The organism is Aeromonas rivipollensis (assembly GCF_037811135.1).
GTDB lineage: Bacteria > Pseudomonadota > Gammaproteobacteria > Enterobacterales > Aeromonadaceae > Aeromonas > Aeromonas rivipollensis.
Genome location: NZ_CP149130.1, coordinates 922,834 through 944,507, shown reverse-complemented (window position 1 = coordinate 944,507; position 21,674 = coordinate 922,834). Strand labels below are relative to the sequence as shown.

24 protein-coding genes are annotated in these 21,674 nt (G+C 62.1%); 14 read left to right on the top strand and 10 right to left on the bottom strand.

Translation table 11 applies throughout. The features are described from left to right. Nucleotides 1-172: 172 nt before the first annotated feature. Together alr and dnaB are read right to left on the bottom strand one after the other, a co-directional pair. Complete coding sequence (gene alr / locus WIR04_RS04465) at nt 173-1,246, bottom strand: alanine racemase (protein WP_338890780.1); 1,074 nt, start codon at nt 1,244-1,246, stop codon at nt 173-175. 170 nt (nt 1,247-1,416) lie between these two features. Further along, complete coding sequence (gene dnaB / locus WIR04_RS04460; RefSeq protein ID WP_005330482.1) at nt 1,417-2,811, bottom strand: replicative DNA helicase; 1,395 nt, start codon at nt 2,809-2,811, stop codon at nt 1,417-1,419. Between the two features lie 425 nt (nt 2,812-3,236). On the opposite strand from dnaB, the gene WIR04_RS04455 reads away from it, so the two are divergent. Beyond that, nucleotides 3,237-4,088 (top strand): Tim44-like domain-containing protein, encoded by an 852-nt coding sequence (locus WIR04_RS04455; RefSeq protein WP_338890777.1) that lies wholly within the window; start codon nt 3,237-3,239, stop codon nt 4,086-4,088. A gap of 207 nt (nt 4,089-4,295) precedes the next feature. Here the strand turns inward: WIR04_RS04455 and ushA are convergent, their stop codons facing one another. Continuing rightward, complete coding sequence (gene ushA / locus WIR04_RS04450) at nt 4,296-5,966, bottom strand: bifunctional UDP-sugar hydrolase/5'-nucleotidase UshA (RefSeq protein WP_338890774.1); 1,671 nt, start codon at nt 5,964-5,966, stop codon at nt 4,296-4,298. Between the two features lie 254 nt (nt 5,967-6,220). Here ushA and WIR04_RS04445 point away from each other — a divergent pair, with 254 nt between their 5' ends. The 3 genes from WIR04_RS04445 to WIR04_RS04435 all read left to right on the top strand — a co-directional run bounded on the left by WIR04_RS04445 (nt 6,221) and on the right by WIR04_RS04435 (nt 7,991). Beyond that, complete coding sequence (locus WIR04_RS04445) at nt 6,221-6,562, top strand: DUF2956 domain-containing protein (protein ID WP_338890772.1); 342 nt, start codon at nt 6,221-6,223, stop codon at nt 6,560-6,562. Between the two features lie 116 nt (nt 6,563-6,678). After that, nucleotides 6,679-7,014 carry a hypothetical protein gene (locus WIR04_RS04440; RefSeq protein WP_338890771.1) on the top strand — a complete coding sequence of 112 codons (336 nt, stop codon included), beginning with the start codon at nt 6,679-6,681 and terminating at the stop codon, nt 7,012-7,014. Between the two features lie 113 nt (nt 7,015-7,127). Beyond that, nucleotides 7,128-7,991, top strand: a complete 864-nt coding sequence (locus tag WIR04_RS04435) for a hypothetical protein (RefSeq protein WP_338890769.1) — start codon at nt 7,128-7,130, stop codon at nt 7,989-7,991. 80 nt (nt 7,992-8,071) lie between these two features. Here WIR04_RS04435 and WIR04_RS04430 read toward each other — a convergent pair whose 3' ends face one another. Further along, entirely contained in the window at nt 8,072-9,478 is a 1,407-nt protein-coding gene (locus WIR04_RS04430) for a sigma-54-dependent transcriptional regulator (protein ID WP_025328069.1), read from the bottom strand. Between the two features lie 147 nt (nt 9,479-9,625). After that, nucleotides 9,626-10,432 carry an FKBP-type peptidyl-prolyl cis-trans isomerase gene (gene fkpA, locus WIR04_RS04425; protein WP_202047062.1) on the bottom strand — a complete coding sequence of 269 codons (807 nt, stop codon included), beginning with the start codon at nt 10,430-10,432 and terminating at the stop codon, nt 9,626-9,628. Between the two features lie 119 nt (nt 10,433-10,551). Here fkpA and WIR04_RS04420 point away from each other — a divergent pair, with 119 nt between their 5' ends. Continuing rightward, the gene (locus WIR04_RS04420; protein ID WP_338890763.1) at nt 10,552-11,520 is read left to right on the top strand and encodes a hypothetical protein; all 969 of its coding nucleotides are present in this window, start codon (nt 10,552-10,554) and stop codon (nt 11,518-11,520) included. 14 nt (nt 11,521-11,534) lie between these two features. Beyond that, nucleotides 11,535-11,750, top strand: a complete 216-nt coding sequence (locus WIR04_RS04415) for a SlyX family protein (RefSeq protein ID WP_025328072.1) — start codon at nt 11,535-11,537, stop codon at nt 11,748-11,750. 59 nt (nt 11,751-11,809) lie between these two features. Here WIR04_RS04415 and WIR04_RS04410 read toward each other — a convergent pair whose 3' ends face one another. Continuing rightward, complete coding sequence (locus WIR04_RS04410) at nt 11,810-12,442, bottom strand: FKBP-type peptidyl-prolyl cis-trans isomerase (RefSeq protein ID WP_005330502.1); 633 nt, start codon at nt 12,440-12,442, stop codon at nt 11,810-11,812. 222 nt (nt 12,443-12,664) lie between these two features. Beyond that, nucleotides 12,665-12,871 carry a YheV family putative zinc ribbon protein gene (locus WIR04_RS04405; protein WP_025328073.1) on the bottom strand — a complete coding sequence of 69 codons (207 nt, stop codon included), beginning with the start codon at nt 12,869-12,871 and terminating at the stop codon, nt 12,665-12,667. A 39-nt stretch (nt 12,872-12,910) separates the two neighbouring features. On the opposite strand from WIR04_RS04405, the gene WIR04_RS04400 reads away from it, so the two are divergent. From WIR04_RS04400 to WIR04_RS04390, 3 genes are all read left to right on the top strand, one after another. Next, nucleotides 12,911-13,600, top strand: coding sequence for a hypothetical protein (locus WIR04_RS04400; RefSeq protein ID WP_338890759.1), 690 nt, complete (start codon nt 12,911-12,913; stop codon nt 13,598-13,600). Nucleotides 13,601-13,751: 151 nt separating this feature from the next. Further along, nucleotides 13,752-14,651, top strand: coding sequence for a chemotaxis protein CheV (locus WIR04_RS04395; protein WP_307765867.1), 900 nt, complete (start codon nt 13,752-13,754; stop codon nt 14,649-14,651). A 59-nt stretch (nt 14,652-14,710) separates the two neighbouring features. Next, entirely contained in the window at nt 14,711-15,694 is a 984-nt protein-coding gene (locus WIR04_RS04390; protein ID WP_338890757.1) for a hydrolase, read from the top strand. Here WIR04_RS04390 and WIR04_RS04385 read toward each other — a convergent pair. After that, the gene (locus tag WIR04_RS04385; RefSeq protein WP_338890755.1) at nt 15,676-16,827 is read right to left on the bottom strand and encodes a GGDEF domain-containing protein; all 1,152 of its coding nucleotides are present in this window, start codon (nt 16,825-16,827) and stop codon (nt 15,676-15,678) included. The genes WIR04_RS04390 and WIR04_RS04385 overlap by 19 nt on opposite strands. 89 nt (nt 16,828-16,916) lie before the next feature. Here WIR04_RS04385 and WIR04_RS04380 point away from each other — a divergent pair, with 89 nt between their 5' ends. From WIR04_RS04380 to WIR04_RS04370, 3 genes are all read left to right on the top strand, one after another. Continuing rightward, nucleotides 16,917-17,162 carry a YheU family protein gene (locus WIR04_RS04380; RefSeq protein WP_111909821.1) on the top strand — a complete coding sequence of 82 codons (246 nt, stop codon included), beginning with the start codon at nt 16,917-16,919 and terminating at the stop codon, nt 17,160-17,162. Nucleotides 17,163-17,419: 257 nt separating this feature from the next. Next, nucleotides 17,420-18,289: a phosphoribulokinase gene (locus tag WIR04_RS04375; protein ID WP_005330514.1), complete on the top strand. Its 870-nt coding sequence runs from the start codon at nt 17,420-17,422 to the stop codon at nt 18,287-18,289. Nucleotides 18,290-18,304: 15 nt separating this feature from the next. Further along, nucleotides 18,305-18,838 (top strand): DUF4136 domain-containing protein, encoded by a 534-nt coding sequence (locus tag WIR04_RS04370; protein ID WP_338890752.1) that lies wholly within the window; start codon nt 18,305-18,307, stop codon nt 18,836-18,838. A 69-nt stretch (nt 18,839-18,907) separates the two neighbouring features. Here the strand turns inward: WIR04_RS04370 and WIR04_RS04365 are convergent, their stop codons facing one another. Both WIR04_RS04365 and WIR04_RS04360 read right to left on the bottom strand, forming a co-directional pair. Beyond that, nucleotides 18,908-19,207, bottom strand: coding sequence for a hypothetical protein (locus tag WIR04_RS04365; protein WP_025328080.1), 300 nt, complete (start codon nt 19,205-19,207; stop codon nt 18,908-18,910). Between the two features lie 48 nt (nt 19,208-19,255). Further along, nucleotides 19,256-19,660 (bottom strand): OsmC family protein, encoded by a 405-nt coding sequence (locus WIR04_RS04360; protein ID WP_025328081.1) that lies wholly within the window; start codon nt 19,658-19,660, stop codon nt 19,256-19,258. Nucleotides 19,661-20,033: 373 nt separating this feature from the next. Here WIR04_RS04360 and crp point away from each other — a divergent pair, with 373 nt between their 5' ends. Then, nucleotides 20,034-20,672 carry a cAMP-activated global transcriptional regulator CRP gene (gene crp, locus WIR04_RS04355; protein WP_025328082.1) on the top strand — a complete coding sequence of 213 codons (639 nt, stop codon included), beginning with the start codon at nt 20,034-20,036 and terminating at the stop codon, nt 20,670-20,672. 122 nt (nt 20,673-20,794) lie between these two features. After that, on the top strand, nt 20,795-21,595 hold the full coding sequence (locus tag WIR04_RS04350) for a putative RNA methyltransferase (protein ID WP_338890750.1): 801 nt from the start codon (nt 20,795-20,797) through the stop codon (nt 21,593-21,595). Nucleotides 21,596-21,674 lie beyond the last annotated feature (79 nt).

Below are 21,674 nucleotides of genomic sequence, written 5' to 3'. Positions count from 1 at the left end.
GACAGAGACTCAAGCCCCGCTGACGCGGGGCTTGTTTTTGCAGAGCCTTGCGCACAGAAACAAAAAGGCCGTTCGTGACATCGCACGAACGGCCTTTTTGTTGATTCGGTGAGGCTTGCCGTCTGATGACGCCGCGTCACTCGAATGTCCGAATACGCTTCGCTATTCGAACCTACACATATTCCATGAAGACGCGGGAAGTGAGCTTGGTGATCAGCTCATAGGGAATGGTGCCAATCTCCTCGGCGACTCGTTCCACCGGCAGCCCCTCGCCCCAGAGCACGGCCTCGTCGCCGGCCTTGTCGGTGGCACCTGGGCCGAGATCCACTGTGGTCATGTCCATGGAGACCCGGCCCACCAGGGGGACTATGCGGCCATTGACCAGCACAGAGGTGCCGTTGGGCGCCATGCGCGGGTAGCCATCGCCGTAGCCGATGGCGATGACGCCGAGCCGGGTATCCCGGTCAGACACCCAGTTGGCACCGTAGCCCACAGGTTCGCCCGCCTTGTGATCCCGCACCGCGATGAGCTGGGTCTTCAAGGTCATCACGGGTTGCAGGTCGTAATCCGCCGCCACCGTATTGGGGAAGGGGGATACGCCATACAGGATGACGCCGGGGCGCACCCAGTCGCAATGCGAATCGGGCCAGGCCAGGATCCCCGCCGAGTTCGCCATGGCCCGCTCGCCCGCCAGCGGGGCGGTCAATTTGCTGAACAGCTCGATCTGCTCGCGAGTGGTGGCTTGTTCGAGCTCATCGGAGCGGCTGAAGTGGGTCATGATGTTGAACGGCTGCACCACGTTCTTGCACTTGGCGAGGCGCGCGATAAAGGCGGGCATCTCATCGGCGCGCACCCCGAGCCGGTGCATGCCGGTGTCGAGCTTGAGCCAGGCCACCACGGGAGCCGGCAACTCGGCCTGCTCCAGGGCCTCGAGCTGCTCCCAGGTGTGCACCGCCGTCTGCAGGTTGTTGGCCGCCAGCACCGGCAGATCGGCGCTCGAGAAGAAGCCTTCCAGCAGCACTATGGGTTTGACCACGGCGCAGGAGCGCAGCATCAGCGCCTCCTCGATGCGGGCCACCGCATAGGCGTCCGCATCCACCAGGGTGCGGGCCACCGGCAGCAGGCCATGGCCATAGGCGTTGGCCTTGACCACGGCGATGATCTTGCAGGAAGGGGCGTGGCGCTTGACCACGGCGAGGTTGTGGCGCAGGGCCGAGGTATCGATTTGGGCAATAGCCGCTTTCATCTGTTTTCCCTTACGAGGGCATGATGGCGCACCTGCGCCAGGCACCGAGTGGTGTCATCCCTTGGTAGTCATCGTCTAAGGCCGGACCGGCAGAATTGTCGAACCGGGAAAACTGTGTCTGGAATCTGGGGGTCTTACGCACAGATATGAGTGCGCAGACCGGCCCCTACTTAGTAATCGTCATCAAACGCCGGACCGGCATAGTTGTCGAACCGGGAGAACTGACCCTGGAAGGTAAGCCGTACTCTTCCGATAGGGCCGTTACGCTGCTTGCCGATGATGATCTCGGCAATCCCCTTGTCGGGACTGTCGTCGTGATACACCTCGTCACGGTAGATGAACATGATCAAATCCGCGTCCTGCTCGATGGAGCCGGATTCACGAAGATCCGAGTTGACCGGGCGCTTGTCGGCCCGCTGCTCCAGGCTTCGGTTCAGCTGGGAGAGCGCCACTACCGGGCATTGCAGCTCTTTCGCCAAGGCCTTGAGGGAGCGGGAGATTTCACCGATTTCCAGGGTTCTGTTGTCAGACAGCGCCGGCACCCGCATCAGCTGCAGGTAGTCGATCATGATCATCGAGAGGCCGCCGTGCTCGCGGGCGATGCGCCGGGCACGGGAGCGCACGTCGGTCGGGGTCAGGCCGGAGGCGTCATCTATGTACATCTTGCCCTTCTCCAGCAAGAGTCCCATGGTGGAGGAGAGGCGCGCCCAATCTTCGTCGTCGAGCTGGCCGGTCCGCACCTTGGTCTGGTCGATGCGTCCCACCGAGGCGAGCATACGCATGATGATCTGCTCGGAGGGCATCTCCAGGGAGAAGATAAGCACCGGCTTGTCGGCGGTGAGGGCCGCGTGCTCGCACAGGTTCATGGCAAAGGTGGTCTTGCCCATGGAGGGACGGGCCGCGACTATGATGAGGTCCGAGCGCTGCAGACCGGCGGTCATCTTGTCGAGATCCCCGTAACCGCTTGAGACCCCGGTCACCCCGTTGTGGGGGGTCTTGAACAGCTCCTCAATCTTGTCGACCGTCTGCTCCAGGATCAGCTTCAGGGGCTGCGGGCCCTCGTTGGCGCTGGAGCGCTGCTCGGCAATCTGGAACACCTTGCTCTCGGCAAGATCCAGCAGATCGCCTGAGGTGCGGCCCTGGGGCTCGTAACCCGCTTCGACTATCTCGTTGGCGACCGAGATCATCTCTCGCACCACGGCCCGCTCACGCACTATCTCGGCGTAGGCATTGATGTTGGCGGCGCTCGGGGTGTTCTTGGCGATCTCCACCAGATAGGCGAAGCCACCGGACTCTTCCAACTGCTCGGAGCGCTCCAGCTCCTCCTGCAGGGTGATGAGATCGATGGGGTTGCCCGCGTTGGAGAGGCGGGTCATGGCCTGGAAGATCAGGCGGTGGGGACGGCTGTAGAAATCCTTGTCGATCACCCGCTCGGCCACCCGATCCCAGGCCTCGTTATCCAGCATCAGGCCGCCCAGTACGGACTGCTCGGCCTCAAAAGAGTGGGGGGGAACTTTCAGCTGTTGTGTCTTGGCGTCTTTTTTCGCCGTCACTTGCTCTGCCATACACATAAAAACCGCAGCGGGAAGGGGACGGGAATTTTACAAAAGAAACCCCGCCATCGCGAGCGCTAATGCGCGCTATTCACCTCATCCGGTGGCCTGCCTCCTCCCAGGTGGCCGGCTCATCGGGTCTTGGGGCCCTCCTTGCCCCTCACAGCACGAGGAAGGGCCAGACCAGGGTCTGATCCTTCGCCTTGGATTTGAGCTTGTTGCGCAGCCTGCGCACCGAACGACTCGGTCGTCTGTTTCTCATGGGCATCCTCCTTGGCGCCCCCGGGAGGGCAATCTGTTCATGAATAATTCATGCCAGACATGTTAATCATACCCGCAAGCTGCAACACAAAAAGGGACCGGCAGCCTGCCATGCGCCTCGCTGAGCTTGCACAAGCAGAGCATGCCCCCACCTACATGAGAGTGAAAGAGTCAAAATGAAAAAGATGCTGACCCTGTTTGCCGTGATCCTGGCCATTGGCCTTGGGGCACCCATCGCCGAGGCCAAGAAATTTGGTGGCGGCAAATCCTTTGGCAAGAGCTACAAGACGGCACCGGCCCAACCGGCACCTACTGCTGCTCCCGTGAATGGCAAGAACCCGACCCTGGCTGCGGCACCCAAGAAGAGCGGCATGATGGGTGGCCTGCTGGGCGGCCTGCTGGCCGGTGGCCTGTTCGCCTACCTGCTGGGCAGCGGCGCCTTCGAAGGTCTGCAGGGCATGGACTTCCTGCTGATCGCCCTGCTGGCGCTCGGTGCCGTGTTCCTGATCCGCGCCCTGCGCAAGAACAAGGCGGCTGCGACCCCGCCACAGACGGCCTATGCGGGCTATCAGCCACCGTCGGCGCCGCAGCAGTTCGAGCAGAGCAACGGCGCCCCGCAGGCGACCGGCTTTGCCGACAGCGACGTCCCCTTCCGCCTGCCGCCAGGCTTTGACATGAACGGTTTCCTGTCCGGTGCCCGCGATCACTATCGCACCCTGCAAGAAGCCTGGAACAAGAACGATCTGGAGAAGGTACGCGAGTACGTGAGCCCGGAACTGTTCCAGCACCTCCAGACCGAGCGCGCCGAACTGACCGGCGAGCAGCACACCGAAGTGATGTATGTGGACACCCAGCTGGTGCGTGCCGACTACGGCAGCGACTGGGCCCAGGTCAGCGTGCGCTTCAGCGGTCGCTACATGGACCGTCAGGAGCAGGTCGAGGAGGACATCAAGGAGGTGTGGCACCTCGAGCGCAACCTGGCCAAGGACAATGCCCCCTGGCACATCGTCGGTATCGAGCAGCTCTAAGCACGCCCGTCCGGCAAGCATGATAAAGGCGACCCCAGGGTCGCCTTTTTATTGCCATCACACTCATCACAGCTGGCCATGGAATATTCCCTGCTCCTTGTGAGGGGCCGAGAATAATCGCCATCAGCCCCTGTTGATGATCTCGAAAATAAAAAAGAGAGGCAGCCATGGCTGCCTCTCTTTTGTTATTGGCCCAAGGCCGCTGGATTATTTGCAGCCATCAGTCGAGGCGGAATTAACATAGCTGACCTCGCCGGCCGGCTGATAATCGGCCACCTGTATGGTCTTCTTCGCCGCTATATAATCCTTCAACACCCCGGCATCCACCAGACCGGCGTTGATGGTGTTGATCTTCGGATAACCGTCGCCACCGGCCGCGCTGAAGCTCGGGATGGAGAAGCTGTAGCTGGCCGCCGGATCGAAGGCCTTGCCGCCCACGCTGGTGATGGTCACGCTCTTGGCCTGGCAGTCCACCGCCATGTTGATGCCACCAAACTGGGCATAGCCGCCGGTGTTGACCGTCTTGGTCGCTACCTGGCCCAGATAGGTCTCCAGCTCGCTGCCGCTCATGGTCGCCTTGTTGACGGTGTTGCCGAACGGATGCACGGTCAGCACGTCACGATAGCTGATGTCGCCAGCCGCGATGGAGGCACGCACACCGCCGGAGTTGACGATGCCGAAGTCGGTGCTCAGCTTCTCGGCGGTGGCCGTGGTGATCAGGCGACCCAGGTTGGTCTGCTTGTTGCGCACGTTGGCACGCTCGCCGTCCAGCACGCCGTCGGTGGAGCCTATCACTACGCCCAGCTCCTGCTGCCCCTTCTCCTGATAGGTGAGCAGGGTGTTGTAGAGCTCGGGATCCTTGGTGATCTCTTCCTGAATGAAGGCCCCCTTGCTGTCTTTCAGATTGACCGGGATCAGGTCGTACTGGGTCAGGGTCAGCTTGCCGTTCTGGTAATCAAACTGGGCGCGGCCCACATACTTGCCCCACTCGTGGGCCTGCATGATCCAGGTGCCGTTCTGCTGATCCGGCAGGCAGTCGTCACCCGGCTTGAAGTCGGCGTATTTGTCGGGCGTGCCCGGCTCCATGCAGACCGGGTTCTGGGAGTGACCGCCAATGATGGCGTCCAGGGTGCCGGCCGGCAGCGCGCGCGCCATCTCCACATCCCCCGGGGCATTGCTGCCGTGCTGGCCATTCTCGTAGTGACCCATGTGGGTGATGGCCAGGACCAGGTTTGCCTCCTTGCTGTCGCGGATCTGCTTGCCGAGCTTGGCCGCTTCCGTGGTCGGATCGCGGAACTCCAGGGTCTGGACGTTGTTGGGATCCACCAGCTGGGCGGTGTCTTCGGTGGTCAGGCCCAGCACCGCGACCTTGAGGCCGCTCTCCAGCTTGAACACCTTGTAGGGGTCGAAGTAGCGCTTGCCGCTGGCCTTGTCGTAGATGTTGGCGGAGATCATGGGGAACTTGGCCCACTCACGCTGTTTTTCCAAGATAGTCAAAGGGTTGTCAAATTCGTGGTTGCCCACCGCCATGGCATCGTAGCGGATGCTGTTCATGGCCATGAAGTCCGGCTCGGCATCCTGCAGATCCGACTCCGGCACCCCTGTGTTCACGTCGCCACCGGAGAGCACCAGCACCTCGCTGCCCGCCGCCTTGGCTTCCCCACGCAGGCGCTCGACCAGGGTCTTCTGGGCGGCCATGCCATATTCACCCTTGTCGTTGTGCCAGAAACGACCGTGGGTATCATTGGTGTGCAAAATGGTCAGCTTGCAGACATTTTCGCTGCAGGGGGCGACACTTTCATTTTGTGAGGTATTACAGCCACTCAGCGCGGCGAGCACAGCCAGCGCGATACTTCCTTTGACAAATTTATAATTCATTTCCATATCACCTTGTTATTTTGTTATTGGACGACCCAAGCCATTAGGTCGGGCGTTAATATAACAAACAACATGTGACGCTTTTTCATCGGTGACTCACAAATTCCGCCAAATGTGATCACCAACGCAACCTCTCTCCTCATATTTCCATCACTAGCCAATCTCCTGCCACCTGATTTCCACCCCAGGGATGGCAGCCTGCCGGAAACAGTTATGGCATACTTCCCGCCAATCGATGCCAAGGAGAGCCGTGAATGGCAAAGTACGACAAGATTTCCCCCGAGACCCAGCAGGAGGCGATGAAGGTAGCCCGCGCCAACCAGAAGCCGGGGCAGACCAAGGAGCAGACCCAGCTGATCGCCCAGGGGATCCAGAAGGGCATAGACGAGTACAAGAAACAGATGAAGGCGCGGGCCCGGGAGGCGAGCCGCCAGAAGAAGCAGCAAGCCAGGACCAAACAGCCACAGCAGGGCGGGCAGGAGGAAGAGGCCCAGGAGATAGAGCTTGTCGAGATCAGCCGCCAGCACCCGTTGCCCTGGGCATTGCTGGTGCTGAGCTGGCTGGCATTTGGCTGTGCCTGGATCTGGCTGCGCTGACCCTTGCCTGGCAAACCTTTGCCCTGGGATCGGCCTCACAGCCCGGGGCCGGGGTGCTGGTCATCCCTCGCCCCTGCTGCTTACACTCTTCCCCCCGTTGTCTGGAGACCCCCATCATGAATCCGGCCCCTCTCTATCTGCTGGCTCCCCTCGTACTCTTTATCGTGACCCTGGTGCTCTATCGCATCTCGCCCCTGCGAGCAGTCGCCGTCGGCAACGCCCGCTGGTTTATCCTGCCCGCCTTCACCCTGTTTATCCTGCTGATCATCATCAACGGGGCGGCAGACCCTAGCCTGCGCAGTCCCGGCTTTCACTGGCTGATGCCGGGGCTTGGCTTCGCGCTCTGCCTGTTCCCGGCACTGCCCAAGGCGCTGGTGCCGCGCCTGGCCATCAAGGAGGGTGCCTTCGCCGCCCTGGGCCTGATGCTGATGAGCCTGGCCATGGTCTATTGATTGCGTTTGCACGGGCTTTTTCATGACCTGAGGGGCGCCCTGTGACGGGCGCCCCTTGTACAAACAATGGGCGATAGGCATCTTGGTGAGAGGGTAACCAGCCAGGAGGCCAGATGGACAATCAGCCCGATTTCATGGCGCAGTGGGATTATCAGGATCCCGCCGCCACTGCCCTGCGTTTTCGACGCCTGCTCGAAGAGGCGCACCACGACCTGCAATACGAGCTGGAGCTGCTGACGCAGCTGGCCCGCACCCACTCACTGCAGCGCCAGTTTGTCGAGGCCCACCAGTTGCTCGACGAGATAGAACCCCGCCTCACCGACGCCACCCCGCGAGCACGGCTGCGCGCCTTGCTGGAGCGGGGGCGGACGTTCAACTCGGCCGGCGACAAGGCCAGCGCCAGGACGCTGTTCGAGCAGGGGTGGCAACTCGGGCTCAAGCTGGGGGAGACAGGGCTCGCCATAGACGCGGCCCACATGGTAGCCATCGCCGCCCCGCTGGAGGAGCAGAGCCGCTGGCATCAGCTGGCGATGACCCTGGCCGAGCGCAGTGCCGATGATAAGGTGCGTGGCTGGCTGCCCAGCCTCTACAACAATCAGGGCTGGACCCTGTTCGAACTGGGACGCCTGGAGGAGGCCAGGGCCTGCCAGCAGAAGTGCCTGGCCTGGCACCAGCGGCACAACAATCAGGGCAAGGCCTTTATCGCCCGCTGGAGCCTGGCACGGCTGAGCCGGGCCCAGGGATTGCACGAACAGGCGATGGCCGAGCTGATCCAGCTGAAAGCCGACATGGCCGAGGCCAGCGCGCCGGAAGATGGCTACCTGTTCGAGGAGCTGGGGGAGAACGGCCTGATGCTGGACGATCCGGCCGCCCCAGAATACTTCGCCCGGGCCTGGTTCCTGCTCTCGCGGGATGGCTGGCTGCAGGCCAACGAGGCGGAGCGGCTGGCCAGGCTCAAACGCCTCGCCAAGCTCTAGCCATAACAGAGCGGGGCGGCCAATTGGCCGCCCCGCTCACCAACGCATCTGCCCAGGATGATGGATGCCATCCCCCCACGTCAGGCTAGGCTCGCCTCTTCCCAACCCTGCTTCTTGCGATAAATGGTCGAGGGGCTGATCTCCAGCAGTGCCGCCGCCTTGGGGATGTTGCCGTCACAGCTGGCGATGGCCTGCTCGATGGCCTCCTTCTCCACCAGCCAGAGCGGGCGTACCGGCAGCGGGGTCGACATGGGATCGGCCAGGATCTCGGGGGTTTCCTCGGCAGGGGCAGGCATCGGGAGCGCACGGCCGCCGTTGAGTGGCGGCGGCAGTATATCCTTGCTCACCAGCTCGCGATCGTTGAGCACCACTATGTTGCGCACCACGTTCTGCAGCTCGCGCACGTTGCCGGGCCAGGGGTAATCGAGCAGCACCCGCACTGTGTCGGCATCGAAATCCCGGAAGCGCTTGTGCTCCTCCTTGGCATATCGCAGCAAGAGGTCGCGCGCCAGCAGCAGTATGTCTTCACCGCGCTCGCGCAGGGGGGGCAGGGGGAGCGGGATCACGTGCAGCCGGTAGTAAAGATCCTCGCGAAAGCGCCCCGCCTTCACCTCCGCCAGGGGATCCCGGTTGGTGGCGCAGACGAAACGCACGTCCACCGTCTCCACCTTGCCGCTGCCGACCCGCTGCAGGGTGCCGGTCTGGATGAAGCGCAGCAGCTTGCTTTGCAGGTCGAGATCCATCTCGCAGATCTCGTCGAGGAAGAGGGTGCCGCCGTCCGCCAGGCTGGCTGCCCCCTTGCGATCCCCCTGAGCACCGGTAAAGGATCCCTTCACATGGCCGAAGATCTCGCTCTCCATCAGATCGTGGGGAATGGCGGCGCAGTTGAGCGCGATGAAGGGCTGATCCCGGCGCGGGCTGCACTGGTGGATGGCCTCGGCACAGACCTCCTTGCCGGTGCCGCTCTCCCCCGTGATGAAGACGGTCGCCTTGCTCGGTGCCGCGCTCTCTATGATGCGATAGACCGCCTGCATCGCCATGGAGGCGCCGATGAAGCCCGCAAAGGAGCTACGCTCGAAGTTCTCCCTGTACTGGGCCACCAGCGAGCTGAGCTGCTGATGCTTGAAGGCGTTGCGGGCGGTGGCGCACAGCCGCTTGCCGTCGAACGGCTTGGTCAGGAAGTCGAAGGCACCGCAGCGCATCGCCTCCACCGCCACGTCCACCGAGCCGTGGGCGGTGATCACCACCACTGAGCAGGGCAGTTGCTGCTCGGTGATCTGCTGCAATATGGCCATGCCGGACATGTCGGGCAGTTCGAGGTCGAGCAGCACCACGGGGGGCGGGCTGGCCAGCAACTGCGCCAGTGCCTGCTGGCCGCAATCGGCCAGCAGCACCTCATAGCCATCCTGAACCAGGTACTGCTCATAGACGACGGCCAGACTGCGGGTATCTTCCACCAGCAGGACACGGGGTTTGCTTTCAGCCACGAGATCCATCCTTGCGATTGATTTTGTTGTCTATTCTGGGGGCTAGCCGCCACACACTCAAGACGGGCCCCTGCTTTCTCCGGCCTATCCTGGCGCGACACCAGTAAAAACGGCTCCCTGAGGAGCCGTTTTTATCGCATTGACTGCTTATTTCTTCGCATCGGCGCCATCGGCAGCCGGCTTTTCGATGGCCAGCAGCTCGACGTCAAATACCAGCACGGCGTTGGCCGGGATGGAGCCTGCACCGTGCTCGCCATAGGCCAGCTTGGACGGCAGGAAGAACTTGAACTTGGAACCGACCGGCATCAGCTGCACGCCTTCGGTCCAGCCCGGGATCACCTGGTTGAGCGGGAAGGTAGCCGGCTCGCCGCGATCGACGGAGCTGTCGAACTTGGTGCCATCGGTCAGGGTGCCGGTGTAGTGTACCTTGACGATGTCGGTGGCCTTGGGCTTGGCGCCGTCACCCAGCTTCTCGACCTGATACTGCAGGCCGGATTCGGTGCTCTTCACGCCCTCTTTCTTGGCGTTGGCGGCCAGGTACTCTTCACCCTTCTTCAGGTTTTCCACCGCATCCTTGTCAGCCTTGGCCTTGGTCAACTCGTTGATCTTGGCGTCGTATTCCTGCAGAACTTTCTGGATCTCCTCGTCAGTCATGCTGGCTTCCTTGCCCAGACCGTCGGTCACACCCTTGAGGATGACGCTGTTGTCCAGCTTGATGCCGAGTTCCTGCTGACGTTCCAGGGTATTGGCGATATAACGACCCATGGAGAGGCCGATCGCATAGCCGGATTGCTCTTCAAAGCTCTTGGCTGCTGCCTTGGGGGCCTCTGCCGGCTTGCTGGCTTCTGCCTTGACCTCTGCGGTATTGGCAGCAGGCTTCTCATCTTTTTGGCAAGCAGTCAGACTCACGGCAACGGCCGCAGCCAACAGGGACACCTTCAGAAAATTGTTCATCAGTTTCTCCAAAACTCTAAATACCGCTCTCGGTTCCTTCGTGAAATGAGAGGTTTATCGTGATAAGCGCCTTATACTAACGCCGTGATCGCAGGTAACGAAAGCATGAGACAGGAAAAATGATCAAAAGTGCCATTTATCTCATCGGTATTTGCCTGATGCTGACAGGGTGCGAACAGAGCTCACTTCCCGGCCAGCAGATCCGCCTCGCCAACCAGGGCTTGCTGAGTGCGGATCTCGCCAGCTCCGGCAAACAGGCCATCGTCTCCAGCCTGAGCCAGGGCACAGTGGTCTGGGATCTGGAACAGGGCAAGGAGCGCTGGCGCTGGCGCCAGAGCGAGGACCAGGAAGAGTTCGTCACCCTCACCCGCTTCTCCCCGGGCGACAGCCACGCCATCACGGCCACCCAGCGCACCTTTGCCATCTGGCGCCTGCAAGATGGTCGCTCCCAAGGCTACTATTCACTTCCTGAATCCAGCCTGAGGGATGCGGCACTCTCGGCCGATGGTCGCCTGGTGCTGATCGGCCGCGAAGATGGCAAGGCGGAGCTGGTGGACACCCTCACCGGGCGAAGGCTGCAGTTCCTCGGCCATACCGAGCAGGTCAATACGGTGGATCTCTCCGCCAATGGCCGCTACGCCCTCACCGGCGGCAACGACTACAGCGCCTATCTGTGGGATACCCGCAGCGGACAGGTGGTGTGGCGTTTCAACCATGGTGGCCGGGTGGTGATGGCGAGACTGGATCCGGCGGGGCGCTTCGCCTTCACCGCCGACAGCCGTCAGGCCAGCATCTGGGATCTCAAGACCGGCAAGGAGATGAGCCGGCTGCAGTTCGATCACCGCTTCGAGGTCTACACCAGCGCCCGGTTCGTCAAGGATGGCGACTGGCTCGTCACCGGCGCCCCCTCCCGTCAGCTCTCCCTGTGGCGGGTGAGCGATGGCAGCCTGCTGCAAAGCTGGCGCGTCTCTCCCCATCCCAAGGTGAAACCACCGAGCGCAGTGGTCTATGGCGTGGCTTTGCGCGACAATGGCCACCTCGTCAGCGCCAGCTCCAGTGGCCTGGCCGAAATCTGGACTATCAAGTAAGGACCAAGAGGCCCATGAGTCAGCAACTTAACGATCGTCTCGAGACCCTGGAAAGCCGTCTCGCCTATGCCGAATACACGGTGGAGCAGCTCAACGAAGAGGTGACCACCCAGGGCCGCGAACTCGACCGGCTCAAGCATCAGATCCAGCTGCTGGTGGACAAGCTGCAGAGCGTGCAGCCAAGCCAGATCGCCAGCATGGCCGAAGAGACGCCCCCCCCGCACTACTGAGTGCGCCGCCATAAAAAAACCCGCACGCAGCGGGTTTTTTCATCTTGCCAGTCGGCAGATCAGTGGTGATGGCCCTTGCCACCGCAACCACCGCCGCCACAGCAACCGCCGTGACCCTGCTCGTCGCCGTGGTCATGACCGTGATCGTGGCCGTGACCGCCGCAGCAACCGCCGTGGTCATGGTCGTGATCGTGACCGTGGTCATGACCATGATCGTGACCGCAACCACCAGCACCGTGCACGTGGCCGTGAGCCAGCTCTTCGGCGGTGGCGGCACGCACGTCCTTGATCTCGACCTTGAAGCCCAGGGTCACACCAGCCAGGGGATGGTTGCCATCCACCTTGATGAACTCTTCGGAGACTTCGATGACGGTCACCGGACGGTGGCCATCGTCGGTCTCGGCCACAAAAGTATCCCCTTCAGACACTTCCATGCCATCGAACAGCTCGCCGGGCACTTCTTGCACCAGGTTCTCGTCATACTCGCCATAGGCCTGGCTCGGCGTCAGGGTGACGTCGAACGCCTCGCCCACGCTGCGGCCTTCCAGTTCGGCTTCGAGGCCGGAGACCAGATAACGGGTACCGTGCAGATACACCAGAGGCTCTTTACCGACAGTGGTGTCGATGACTTCACCGTGTTCGTCGGTGACCGTGTATTCCAGCGTAACCACGCTCAGGGGAGCTACTTTCATGTCAGGGATCCTGCGGATAGAAAAAAACGGGCCCAGAATACCTTAAAAAGGTGGCCAAGCATATGATCTGCCCCGCTCCGCCATGCCGAAAAAGCCGGCAGTCCAGAACGAGCCTCGTCTCACCCGGGTATTATCAAGAGGCCTCTCACTCGAGGCGAAACACCTTTATAAGCGGTGCGACCTCGCGGATGGTCTGGTCCACCCAGGCCATCCGGCGGTACGTCATTCGGGACTGAAGACTCCTATGACCTGTTCGGCCTCGCGGGTCGCCTTGTCCACCTCGGCCTGGGTCTGCACCTGGGTATCCCCGCAGTCGACACAGGTCACCTTCTCGACTCCATGCTCCATATACAGCATCATGGTGTCCATCTTGCCGCACGCCGGGCAAACCGCACCGGCAATGAAGCGCTTTTTACGTCTGGTTTCCATTTTTGTTACCTCCAGGCAGCATCATATCAGGGTTTTTACATGCATCACGCCATCGAATATCAGCATTTTTCCACTCCTTGCCTGCAGGTCGGCCCCCGCAAACGCTCCCCTCTGGGTCAGCTGCTGCGCGTCACCCGGGGTGCGGCACTGCTGAGACTCGGCTCCCATGAGCTGTTGCTGACGGCGGGCAGCCACTTCTGGCTGTGTGCCGATGCCCTCGCCGCCTTCACTCCCCTGGCGGGTTGTCAGCATGATCGGCTGACCTGCTCGGTGCGGGTGGTGCAACCGGCCCAGGCAGGCTGGTTGCAACCAACACCGCTGATGGACGCCCTGCTGGACAGCCTGGCCAGCTGGTCCCGGCCCCGTGACTGGCAGGAGGCCTATGGCCACCGTCTGCGGGTCATGGGGGACGAGTTGCAGGCTTGTGCCATCCTGGCGCAGGCAGATCAGCCGCTACAAGCCGCCTGGCGTGCCCTGGCCGGTCAGTCTGAAGGCAGCGCCGCGGCCTGGCAGGCTTGCCTCACCCAGCGGGGCATCGAGGATCCCGCCCTGGCGCCCGATGCGCTCGGTGCCCAGTGGCAGCTGCTGCAGGGGGTTCGCCTGCTCAGAAGTGGCAGCAAGCCGGCCCAGGTGGTGGCAAAGCTCGGTTACCGGGATGAACAGGCTTTGGCGCAGGCGTGCCAGCACTGGCTCGGGCTGACGCTGGAGGCGGTGGCCTCCACCCAATGAACCGGGCGAGAAAATAAATGATGGTGACAGGGTCCAGTTTTGCGGCTCGCGGTCGTTAATAACCGTTAATAACAAGGGCTCATCCTGGTCACCATCCTCTATGCTGAACACCAGATTGACCGTCACCGATTAGATCAACAGGACATCCGCCATGACGAGCAAGGCCAACCAATCCCAGGGCATGTTGCTGTTTCACCTCTCTGCCAGGCAATCCTTCGCCATCGGCACCCTCAAGGTGAAGGAGATAGTCCCCTACACCCAGCTCACCGCCCTGCCCCATTCGCACCCGACCGTACTCGGGGCGGCCAGCATGAGAGGCACCACCATCCCCGTGATCGACATGGCGATGGCGGTGGGCTATCGCCCGATCAGCCGGGAGGAGATGCCCAACTGCTTCATCATCATCACGGATTGCCGCCGCACCCTGGTGGGCTTCCTGGTACGGGGCATCGACAAGATCACCGAGTGCAACTGGCGTGACATAGAGCCGCCGCCCCCTTCCCTCGGTCAGAACGTCTTCGTCACCGGGGTGACCAAGGTCGGTGATCAGCTGATCCAGCTGCTGGACGTGGAGCTGATCCTGTCCCGGGTCTATCCGGACGATCCCAGCCACCTCTACCCCGTGCTGACAGATGTGCAGCGCGAGCGGCTCAAGCCGATGCGGATCCTGCTGGTGGACGACTCCTCCGTCGCCCGCCGCCAGCTGATGGCGGCCCTCGATTACATCAACATTCCCTACGAGGTGTGCACCAACGGGCGCGATGCCCTCAGCCTGATGCAGGCCAGGGTCGCTCAGGGCAGCCGGATAGACATACTGGTGAGCGACATAGAGATGCCGGGGCTGGACGGTTACGAGCTGGCCTTCGAGGTGCAGAGCGATCCCAGGTTGGCGGAGGCCTACATCATTCTGCACACCTCCCTCTCCAGCGAGATCAGCGTGGAGCGGGCCCATCAGGTCGGCGCCCACGAGGCACTGACCAAGTTTGAAGCCAACGAGCTGATCCAGGCCATGCTGCGCGGCGCCGAACACCACGACCGCCTGCCCGCCTGATACCGCGGCGGGCCATGGGCTCGCCGCCCCTTTCCTCTTCTGCTGTCCCGAGTCGTTGCATGCTGACAGAAAGCCACTTCCACGCCCCCTGGTGGGCCCGCAATGCCCACCTGCAAACCATCTTGCCCAAATGGCTGCGCCGGACGCCGGCCCGCTTCATCCCGGAACGGTTCGAACTGGCAGACGGGGACTTCGTCGACCTCGCCTGGAGCGGGGACATCAGCCCGGATGAGCGGCCGCTGCTGGTGCTGTTTCACGGTCTGGAGGGCAGCATCCACTCCCACTATGCCAAGGGGCTGTTTGCCCACCTGCAGCAACAGGGGAACGAGGCGGTACTGATGCATTTTCGCGGTTGCAGCGGCGAGCCGAACCGGCTGCTGCGGGCCTATCACTCCGGCGCCATCGAAGATGCCCAGGCGCTGATCGCCGAGCTGGGCCGCCGTTTTCCCGGCAAGCCACTGGTCGCCATCGGCTACTCCCTGGGGGGCAACATGCTGGTGAATCTGCTGGCGCGCGGCTGCCCTGCCGAATTGAGCGCCGCCGTGGTGATCTCGGCGCCGCTGCAACTGGCCAGCTGCGCCGATCGGGTCAATCAGGGATTTTCACGGGTCTATCAGAGCTACCTGCTGCGCACCATGCGCGCCAACCTGCAGAGCAAGATCCGTCATCAGGCCGCGGCCCGGGCACGCTGGCAACCGGAGCAGGTGAGCCGCATCGCCACCCTGCGCGACTTCGACGAGCAGGTCACAGCCCCGCTCCATGGCTTCGACAGCGCCGATCACTACTATCAAACCTGCTCCGGCCTTGATCTCCTGGCCCGCATCACCATCCCGACCCTGATCATCCACGCCGCCGACGATCCCTTCATGACCGGGGCCGTGATCCCCAGGCCGGAGCAGCTCTCACCCATGGTGCGCTACGAGCTGAGCCGCCGTGGTGGCCACGTGGGCTTCCTGCACGGCACTCCCTGGCGCCCCCGCTTCTGGCTGGAGGAGCGCATCAGCCAGTGGCTGCGGGAGCAGACTCAGGACGCCAGGCGGTAGCAGTTGCGCCCTGCGCCCTTGGCTTCATAGAGGGCGCCGTCCACCCGCTCGAGCAGCATGACCAGGCTCTCCCCCGGACGCCACTGGGCAATCCCCTGGCTCAGGGTGAGATGGGGAGCCACGTCTGAGGCTTCGTGGGGCAGCGCCCGGGCGGCCAGGGTTGTGCGAATGCGCTGCGCGACCCGCTCGCCAGCGGCCAGGTCCGTCTCCTGCAGCAACACCACGAACTCCTCCCCACCGTAACGGGCCACCAGATCACCGGGCTCCCGGACCCCCTCTTCCAGACACTCGGCCACCAGGATCAGGCACTCATCCCCCGCCTGATGGCCGTAGTGGTCGTTGTATCGCTTGAAGAAATCCACATCCAGCAGGATCAGGGTGAGCGGTGTCTCCAGCGTCGTGCCCTGTGCGATGGCGCGCTTGCAGACCTGATCGAAGTGCCGGCGGTTGGCGAGCCCGGTCAAGGGATCCTTATTAGCCATCGCATCCATCTTGCGTGCCAGCATCAGGTTGTCATACTCGCGCGACACCGCCAGCTCGAACCAGCCGTTGAGCATCCGCCGACCCGTCTCCAGGACAATCAACAAGCTCCCGGCCGCCAGCCAGTGCACTGTGACGGATGGCACCATCACCCAGTGCTCCTCGAACAGCAGGAAGATCAGGGGTGGGGCACTCAGGCCATAGAAGATGCGCCACTCGCAGTAGAAGGCGATCAGGGCCGTCAGCAGCAACAGGCTGACGATGTTGAATGCCAGGCTGAACCCCCCTCTGAGTTCTATGGTGGCAATGGCATAGGCCGTCATCGCCCAGGCCAGACCCCACAGCAGGACGCAGCACCAGAGCCAGGGCTGCCACCCTGGCCTGCCCTGGCGAGAGAACCAGCGCCAACCCAGAGGAGGCAGCACGCTCGCCAGCAGCACCAGGCCTATCTGCCACTCATAGCGCCAGGGCAACCCCTCGATCGCCACCGGCCGGGCATCCTGATAGAGATAGAAACGCGCCAGCAGATAGAGGATCGCCAGCTGATTGATGGCCCAGAACCAGCGCAACCCCGCGCTCAGGGCGCGCTGGCGCGCATCCTGAAGGTGCTGATCGAACTCACTGCTTGGGCGACGCTGTTCAGCTGATGCCATGGGAACCCTCTCCCAGGCCGAGATAAACTCCTTGCGCTTGCCGGTCAGACACCGACAATATCCGCATCGCTATGACTGAAGATGAAATCATGATTATCCCCTGGCAAGAACTGGATCCAGATACCCTCAACAACCTGCTCGAGCATTTCGTCCTGCAAGAGGGCACCGAATACGGCGAACAGGATGTCAGCCTGGCCGACAAGGTTGAAGAGGTCAGACAACAATTACTACAAGGTAGTGCCGTGCTCGTCTACAGCGAGTTGCACGAGAGTGTCAACGTCGTGCCAAAGACGCATTTGAGCAATGCGCCGAGCGACGACTTTCCGGCAGAATGACACAAGCTGAACAACGTCCGGCCAGGGCCCGCCGAGCACGAAAGGCGTTCGGTTCAGGGGGGGATGGGCGGTCCGTCCGATGAAGCTGGTGCTTCAAACAGGCTTATTTGTGCCTCCGTCGCCGACTGTCGCGGCGCCGATGGAGACCTGCCGCCGGGGGCCATGGGGAGCTCATGATGGCGCCCGCGCGGCAAGGCGCACTTGACCGCACTTTGAACCTGCCTTTATAACGGAACTCCCAAGGAAGAGAGAATTCTATGTCGGCCAAGCATCCCATCATTGCGGTTACCGGTTCGTCCGGTGCCGGCACCTCCACCTCCACCAACGCCTTCCGCTCCATGTTCCACCAGCTCGGATACAAGGCGGCCGTGGTCGAGGGGGACAGTTTTCACCGCTATACAAGGCCCGAGATGGATGTGGCGATCCGCAAGGCGCGCGAGCAGGGGCGCCATATCAGCTACTTCGGCCCCGAGGCCAACGACTTCGGCCTGCTGGAATCCTTTTTCCAGGAGTACGGCCAGAGCGGCAGCGGCCAGTACAGACGCTACCTGCACAGCTTCGACGAGGCAGTCCCCTTCAACCAGATGCCGGGCACCTTCACCCCCTGGCAGGCGTTGCCGGGGGAGACGGACCTGCTGTTCTACGAAGGGCTGCATGGCGGCGTGGTGACCGGCGAACACAATGTGGCCCGGCACGTGGACTTTCTCATCGGCGTGGTGCCCATCGTCAACCTGGAGTGGATCCAGAAGCTCATTCGCGACACCTCGGAGCGCGGGCATTCGCGCGAGGCGGTGACCGACTCCATCGTTCGCTCCATGGATGACTACATCAACTTCATCACCCCGCAGTTCTCCCGCACCCACATCAACTTCCAGCGGGTGCCGACGGTGGACACCTCCAACCCCTTCAGTGCCAAGGTGATACCCAGCCTGGACGAGAGTATGCTGGTGATCCGGTTTCGGGGCATCAAGCAGGTGGACTTCCCCTACCTGCTGTCGATGATAGACGGGGCCTTCATGTCCAGGATGAACACCATAGTGGTGCCGGGGGGCAAGATGGGTTTCGCGATGGAGCTGATCTTGCGTCCCCTGATCCAGCAACTGTTAGAAACCGGCAAGATCACCTGAGCCAAGGAGCTTATGATGCGCGGTGCACTTCTCTCTTTCTCACTGGCAGCCCTGCTGGGCGGTTGCAGCACAGGCCCCGCCGCCCCCACGGTCGAGACGGGCACCATGGTGGTCCGCCCGGCAGAAAACTGGGCCTACGGGGCGACGCCGCGCTACGCGCTGGCGGAGCAGTTCCAGTACGCAGGCAACAGCGCCGCGCCCTGGCTGGAGCCGGTGCAGCAGGCCGTCACCCGGGCGCTCGATGGCAAGGGCTGGCGCAGCGTGCCCCTCGATGAGGCCGACGTCTGGGTCGCCATCGGGGTGGCGGGCAGCCAGGACATGAGCGATGGGGAGATATTCTCCCGCATCGGCATGACCCCTGGGCTGAATGCCGCCGCCGATGCCCGCAAGGGCACCCTGGCCATACTGCTGATCGACAGGCGCACCCAGCAAAGCGTCTGGAGCAGTGCCATCCAGCTCGCCAGCGACGTGCCCATCGCCGAGGACGAGCGCAGCCAGCTGAGTCAGCAGCTCGCCGCTCAACTCCTGGACTCCCTGCCCGCTCAATGAGCGCCCCATAACACAACGGCCTGCTTCAAGCAGGCCGTTGTGGATACACGCCGTTGCACGGCATGAGGATTACTTCAGTTCGCAGGTCAGCAGAGTCACGCCGTTTTTGACCAGGGTGGCCTGTTTTTCCTGGTGGGAGAAGGTGGTCACCCCATCGGAATAGCTGGCGGTCTCTTTGGGTGACTCGATGCGACCCAGCTTGTGATAGACCCCGGCATAAGGGAACTGCACCATGTCGGCCTGAGCATCATAGGTGATGGCCAACAACTCTTCCCCGCACTGATACTGGCTGTATTGATACTGAGTGGGCTGCGGCATGCTGCAGGCAGCCAGCCCGAACAGGGGAAGCAACATCATTATCTTTTTCATCGCACTTTCCTTATGTCATGGCGTTATCGACGGGACAAACTACAACTATCAAGCTTCAACGATTTGATAACTATGGGTAATTTCTACCGCTTTTTCCAACATCAGGGAAACCGAACAATACTTCTCCATCGACAAGTCGACCGCGCGGGCAACCTGTTTCTCGGCCAGCCCCTTGCCGGTCACGACGAACTTGAGGTGGATCTTCTCGAACACCCGGGGCACTGAGTCTGCGCGCTCCCCTTCCAGCTCCACATGACAGGCGGTCACGTTCTGGCGCGCCTTCTCCAGAATGGAGACCACGTCGATGGAGCTGCACCCACCGACAGCCAGCAGGATCATCTCCATCGGGCTGGCACCTTCGCCCGGGTTGGCGCCGTCCAGCGTCACCTGATGACCGGACTCGCTCTCGCCCACAAACTTCATGCCTTCCACCCAGCTGACCTTGGCTTTCATCTCACATTTCCTCTCAATGACGACGGTTCTGACGCCCATAGCATACCTCAAGCAGGGGTCGAGTGGCACATGCCCCGTCACGTTGCGCCACTCCCGGTTTCATGACCGCCGAGTCCCGGCGCCGCGACTTGTTCCGAAACCGCAGCAGACCCTGAAGGAAATAGATCGAAATCAACATATCTCCCCCCCTTCTTGCCTAGAATGGCCCAGATGGCGCAGCAGATCGATGCACACAGATGGACACCAAAGTCCCAAAGCCTTGTCAGCACAGACAAAGGCTCTTATTCTACTGCGACCAAAGACTAAGGAATGGCAAGCTTGGCAACTTGCCTGGACGCACAGTCCATAAAAATGACACTACAGAGGAAGTCTCATGATCATTGGCAAACCGCAAAGCGATCCCACCCTCGAGTGGTTCTTGTCGCATTGCCACATTCATAAGTATCCCGCCAAGAGCACCCTTATTCACGCCGGTGAAAAAGCGGAAACCCTCTACTACATCGTCAAGGGTACAGTCGCCGTCCTGATCAAGGATGACGAAGGCAAGGAGATGATCCTCTCCTACCTGAATCAGGGGGATTTCCTGGGCGAGATGGGGATGTTCGAAGAGAACGAGAATCCGGAGCGTTCCGCCTGGGTACGTGCCAAAGGCGCCTGTGAAGTCGCCGAGATCTCCTACAAGAAGTTCCGCCAGCTGATCCAGGTCAACCCGGACATCCTGTTGCGCCTCTCCGGCCAGATGGCCAAGCGCCTGCAGCACACCAGCCAGAAGGTCGGCAACCTCGCCTTCCTGGACGTGACCGGCCGGATTGCCCAGACCCTGCTGAACCTGGCCAAGCAGCCGGACGCCATGACCCACCCGGATGGCATGCAGATCAAGATCACCCGCCAGGAGATAGGCCAGATCGTCGGCTGCTCCCGCGAAACCGTCGGCCGCATCCTCAAGATGCTGGAAGAGCAGGAGCTCATCTCGGCCCACGGCAAGACCATAGTGGTGTTTGGCACCCGCTGACCGGGTTCCCCGACGGCTCAGCACAGGGCCGTTGGATAAAAAAGGCTGCCACGGCAGCCTTTTCTGATCTCCTCCCCTATAATCCCGCACGCCCTTCCCCGGCCTCAACCAAGCGAGTGTGTATGCATCTTCAATGTCCCCTGTGCCGCAGCCCCCTGCATCTTCATGAAGCCTCCCGCGGGGTCTATTGCGACAACAAGCACCATTTCGATCCGGCCCCGGAAGGTTATCTGGATCTCATCCCGGGCAAGAAGGATCCCAAGGACAGCGACAGCCGTGCCCTGCTGCGCGCCAAGCGCCGCTTCCTGGAGCAGGGGCACCAGCTGCCCCTGGTGGAGGCCATGGCGACCCTGCTGGCTCCACTCGGCGAGCGCGAGCTGATCCATCTCGGCTGTGGTGAGGGGTACTACTGCCGCGCCCTGGCAGAGCGCCTGCCGGGCTGGCAATTTGGCGGCCTCGATCTCGCCAAGAACGCCATCTTCGCCGCCAACAAAGCGCAGCCCGACGGCCATTTCGTCATCGCCGATCCGGCCAAGGCGCCGCTGCTGGCCGGCTCAGCCCAGGTACTGCTGGTCAACGACCTCAAGATCAAGACAGAGCTGCTGGTCAGCCAGCTGACCCCGGGCGGCTACCTGCTCCACCTGCAACCGGGCCCGCGCCACCAGTGGCAGCTGAGGGTCAGCCTCAACCCGGTGAGCATGGAGCACCCCCTCAGCTGGCCAGCCCTGGCCGGGCTCGTCCCCGTCGAGCGGCAACGCTGCCAGTTCTCCATGGCCATGGATCAGGGGCTGCGTGCCCATGTGCTGGAAACCAGTCGCCTCGGCTGGCGTGCCGGCGGTGAACAGCGTCACGCCTTCACCCACCAGGGGCCGGACGAACTTGAACAGGATCTGCTGCTGAGCCTGTGGCAGAAGCCGCTCTGAACCCCATGAAAAAAGGCCCGTTCGGGCCTTTTTTATTTGGCGTATCCACTGCTCTCCCCCGGTAATGAAGGAGCGACCC

Excerpts from the sequence above, each read along its gene's own strand:
- WIR04_RS04365 (WP_025328080.1), bottom strand. The coding sequence starts at position 19,207 with ATGAAAAAGATAATGATGTTGCTTCCCCTGTTCGGGCTGGCTGCCTGC.
- WIR04_RS04410 (WP_005330502.1), bottom strand. The coding sequence starts at position 12,442 with ATGAAAGTAGCTCCCCTGAGCGTGGTTACGCTGGAATACACGGTCACC.
- WIR04_RS04440 (WP_338890771.1), top strand. The coding sequence starts at position 6,679 with ATGAATCCGGCCCCTCTCTATCTGCTGGCTCCCCTCGTACTCTTTATC.
- crp (WP_025328082.1), top strand. The coding sequence starts at position 20,034 with ATGATCATTGGCAAACCGCAAAGCGATCCCACCCTCGAGTGGTTCTTG.
- ushA (WP_338890774.1), bottom strand. The coding sequence starts at position 5,966 with ATGAATTATAAATTTGTCAAAGGAAGTATCGCGCTGGCTGTGCTCGCC.
- WIR04_RS04405 (WP_025328073.1), bottom strand. The coding sequence starts at position 12,871 with ATGGAAACCAGACGTAAAAAGCGCTTCATTGCCGGTGCGGTTTGCCCG.
- WIR04_RS04370 (WP_338890752.1), top strand. The coding sequence starts at position 18,305 with ATGCGCGGTGCACTTCTCTCTTTCTCACTGGCAGCCCTGCTGGGCGGT.
- dnaB (WP_005330482.1), bottom strand. The coding sequence starts at position 2,811 with ATGGCAGAGCAAGTGACGGCGAAAAAAGACGCCAAGACACAACAGCTG.
- WIR04_RS04380 (WP_111909821.1), top strand. The coding sequence starts at position 16,917 with ATGATTATCCCCTGGCAAGAACTGGATCCAGATACCCTCAACAACCTG.
- WIR04_RS04400 (WP_338890759.1), top strand. The coding sequence starts at position 12,911 with ATGCATCACGCCATCGAATATCAGCATTTTTCCACTCCTTGCCTGCAG.
- WIR04_RS04415 (WP_025328072.1), top strand. The coding sequence starts at position 11,535 with ATGAGTCAGCAACTTAACGATCGTCTCGAGACCCTGGAAAGCCGTCTC.
- WIR04_RS04385 (WP_338890755.1), bottom strand. The coding sequence starts at position 16,827 with ATGGCATCAGCTGAACAGCGTCGCCCAAGCAGTGAGTTCGATCAGCAC.
- WIR04_RS04360 (WP_025328081.1), bottom strand. The coding sequence starts at position 19,660 with ATGAAAGCCAAGGTCAGCTGGGTGGAAGGCATGAAGTTTGTGGGCGAG.
- fkpA (WP_202047062.1), bottom strand. The coding sequence starts at position 10,432 with ATGAACAATTTTCTGAAGGTGTCCCTGTTGGCTGCGGCCGTTGCCGTG.
- WIR04_RS04420 (WP_338890763.1), top strand. The coding sequence starts at position 10,552 with ATGATCAAAAGTGCCATTTATCTCATCGGTATTTGCCTGATGCTGACA.
- WIR04_RS04390 (WP_338890757.1), top strand. The coding sequence starts at position 14,711 with ATGCTGACAGAAAGCCACTTCCACGCCCCCTGGTGGGCCCGCAATGCC.
- WIR04_RS04395 (WP_307765867.1), top strand. The coding sequence starts at position 13,752 with ATGACGAGCAAGGCCAACCAATCCCAGGGCATGTTGCTGTTTCACCTC.
- WIR04_RS04445 (WP_338890772.1), top strand. The coding sequence starts at position 6,221 with ATGGCAAAGTACGACAAGATTTCCCCCGAGACCCAGCAGGAGGCGATG.
- WIR04_RS04435 (WP_338890769.1), top strand. The coding sequence starts at position 7,128 with ATGGACAATCAGCCCGATTTCATGGCGCAGTGGGATTATCAGGATCCC.
- alr (WP_338890780.1), bottom strand. The coding sequence starts at position 1,246 with ATGAAAGCGGCTATTGCCCAAATCGATACCTCGGCCCTGCGCCACAAC.
- WIR04_RS04375 (WP_005330514.1), top strand. The coding sequence starts at position 17,420 with ATGTCGGCCAAGCATCCCATCATTGCGGTTACCGGTTCGTCCGGTGCC.
- WIR04_RS04350 (WP_338890750.1), top strand. The coding sequence starts at position 20,795 with ATGCATCTTCAATGTCCCCTGTGCCGCAGCCCCCTGCATCTTCATGAA.
- WIR04_RS04455 (WP_338890777.1), top strand. The coding sequence starts at position 3,237 with ATGAAAAAGATGCTGACCCTGTTTGCCGTGATCCTGGCCATTGGCCTT.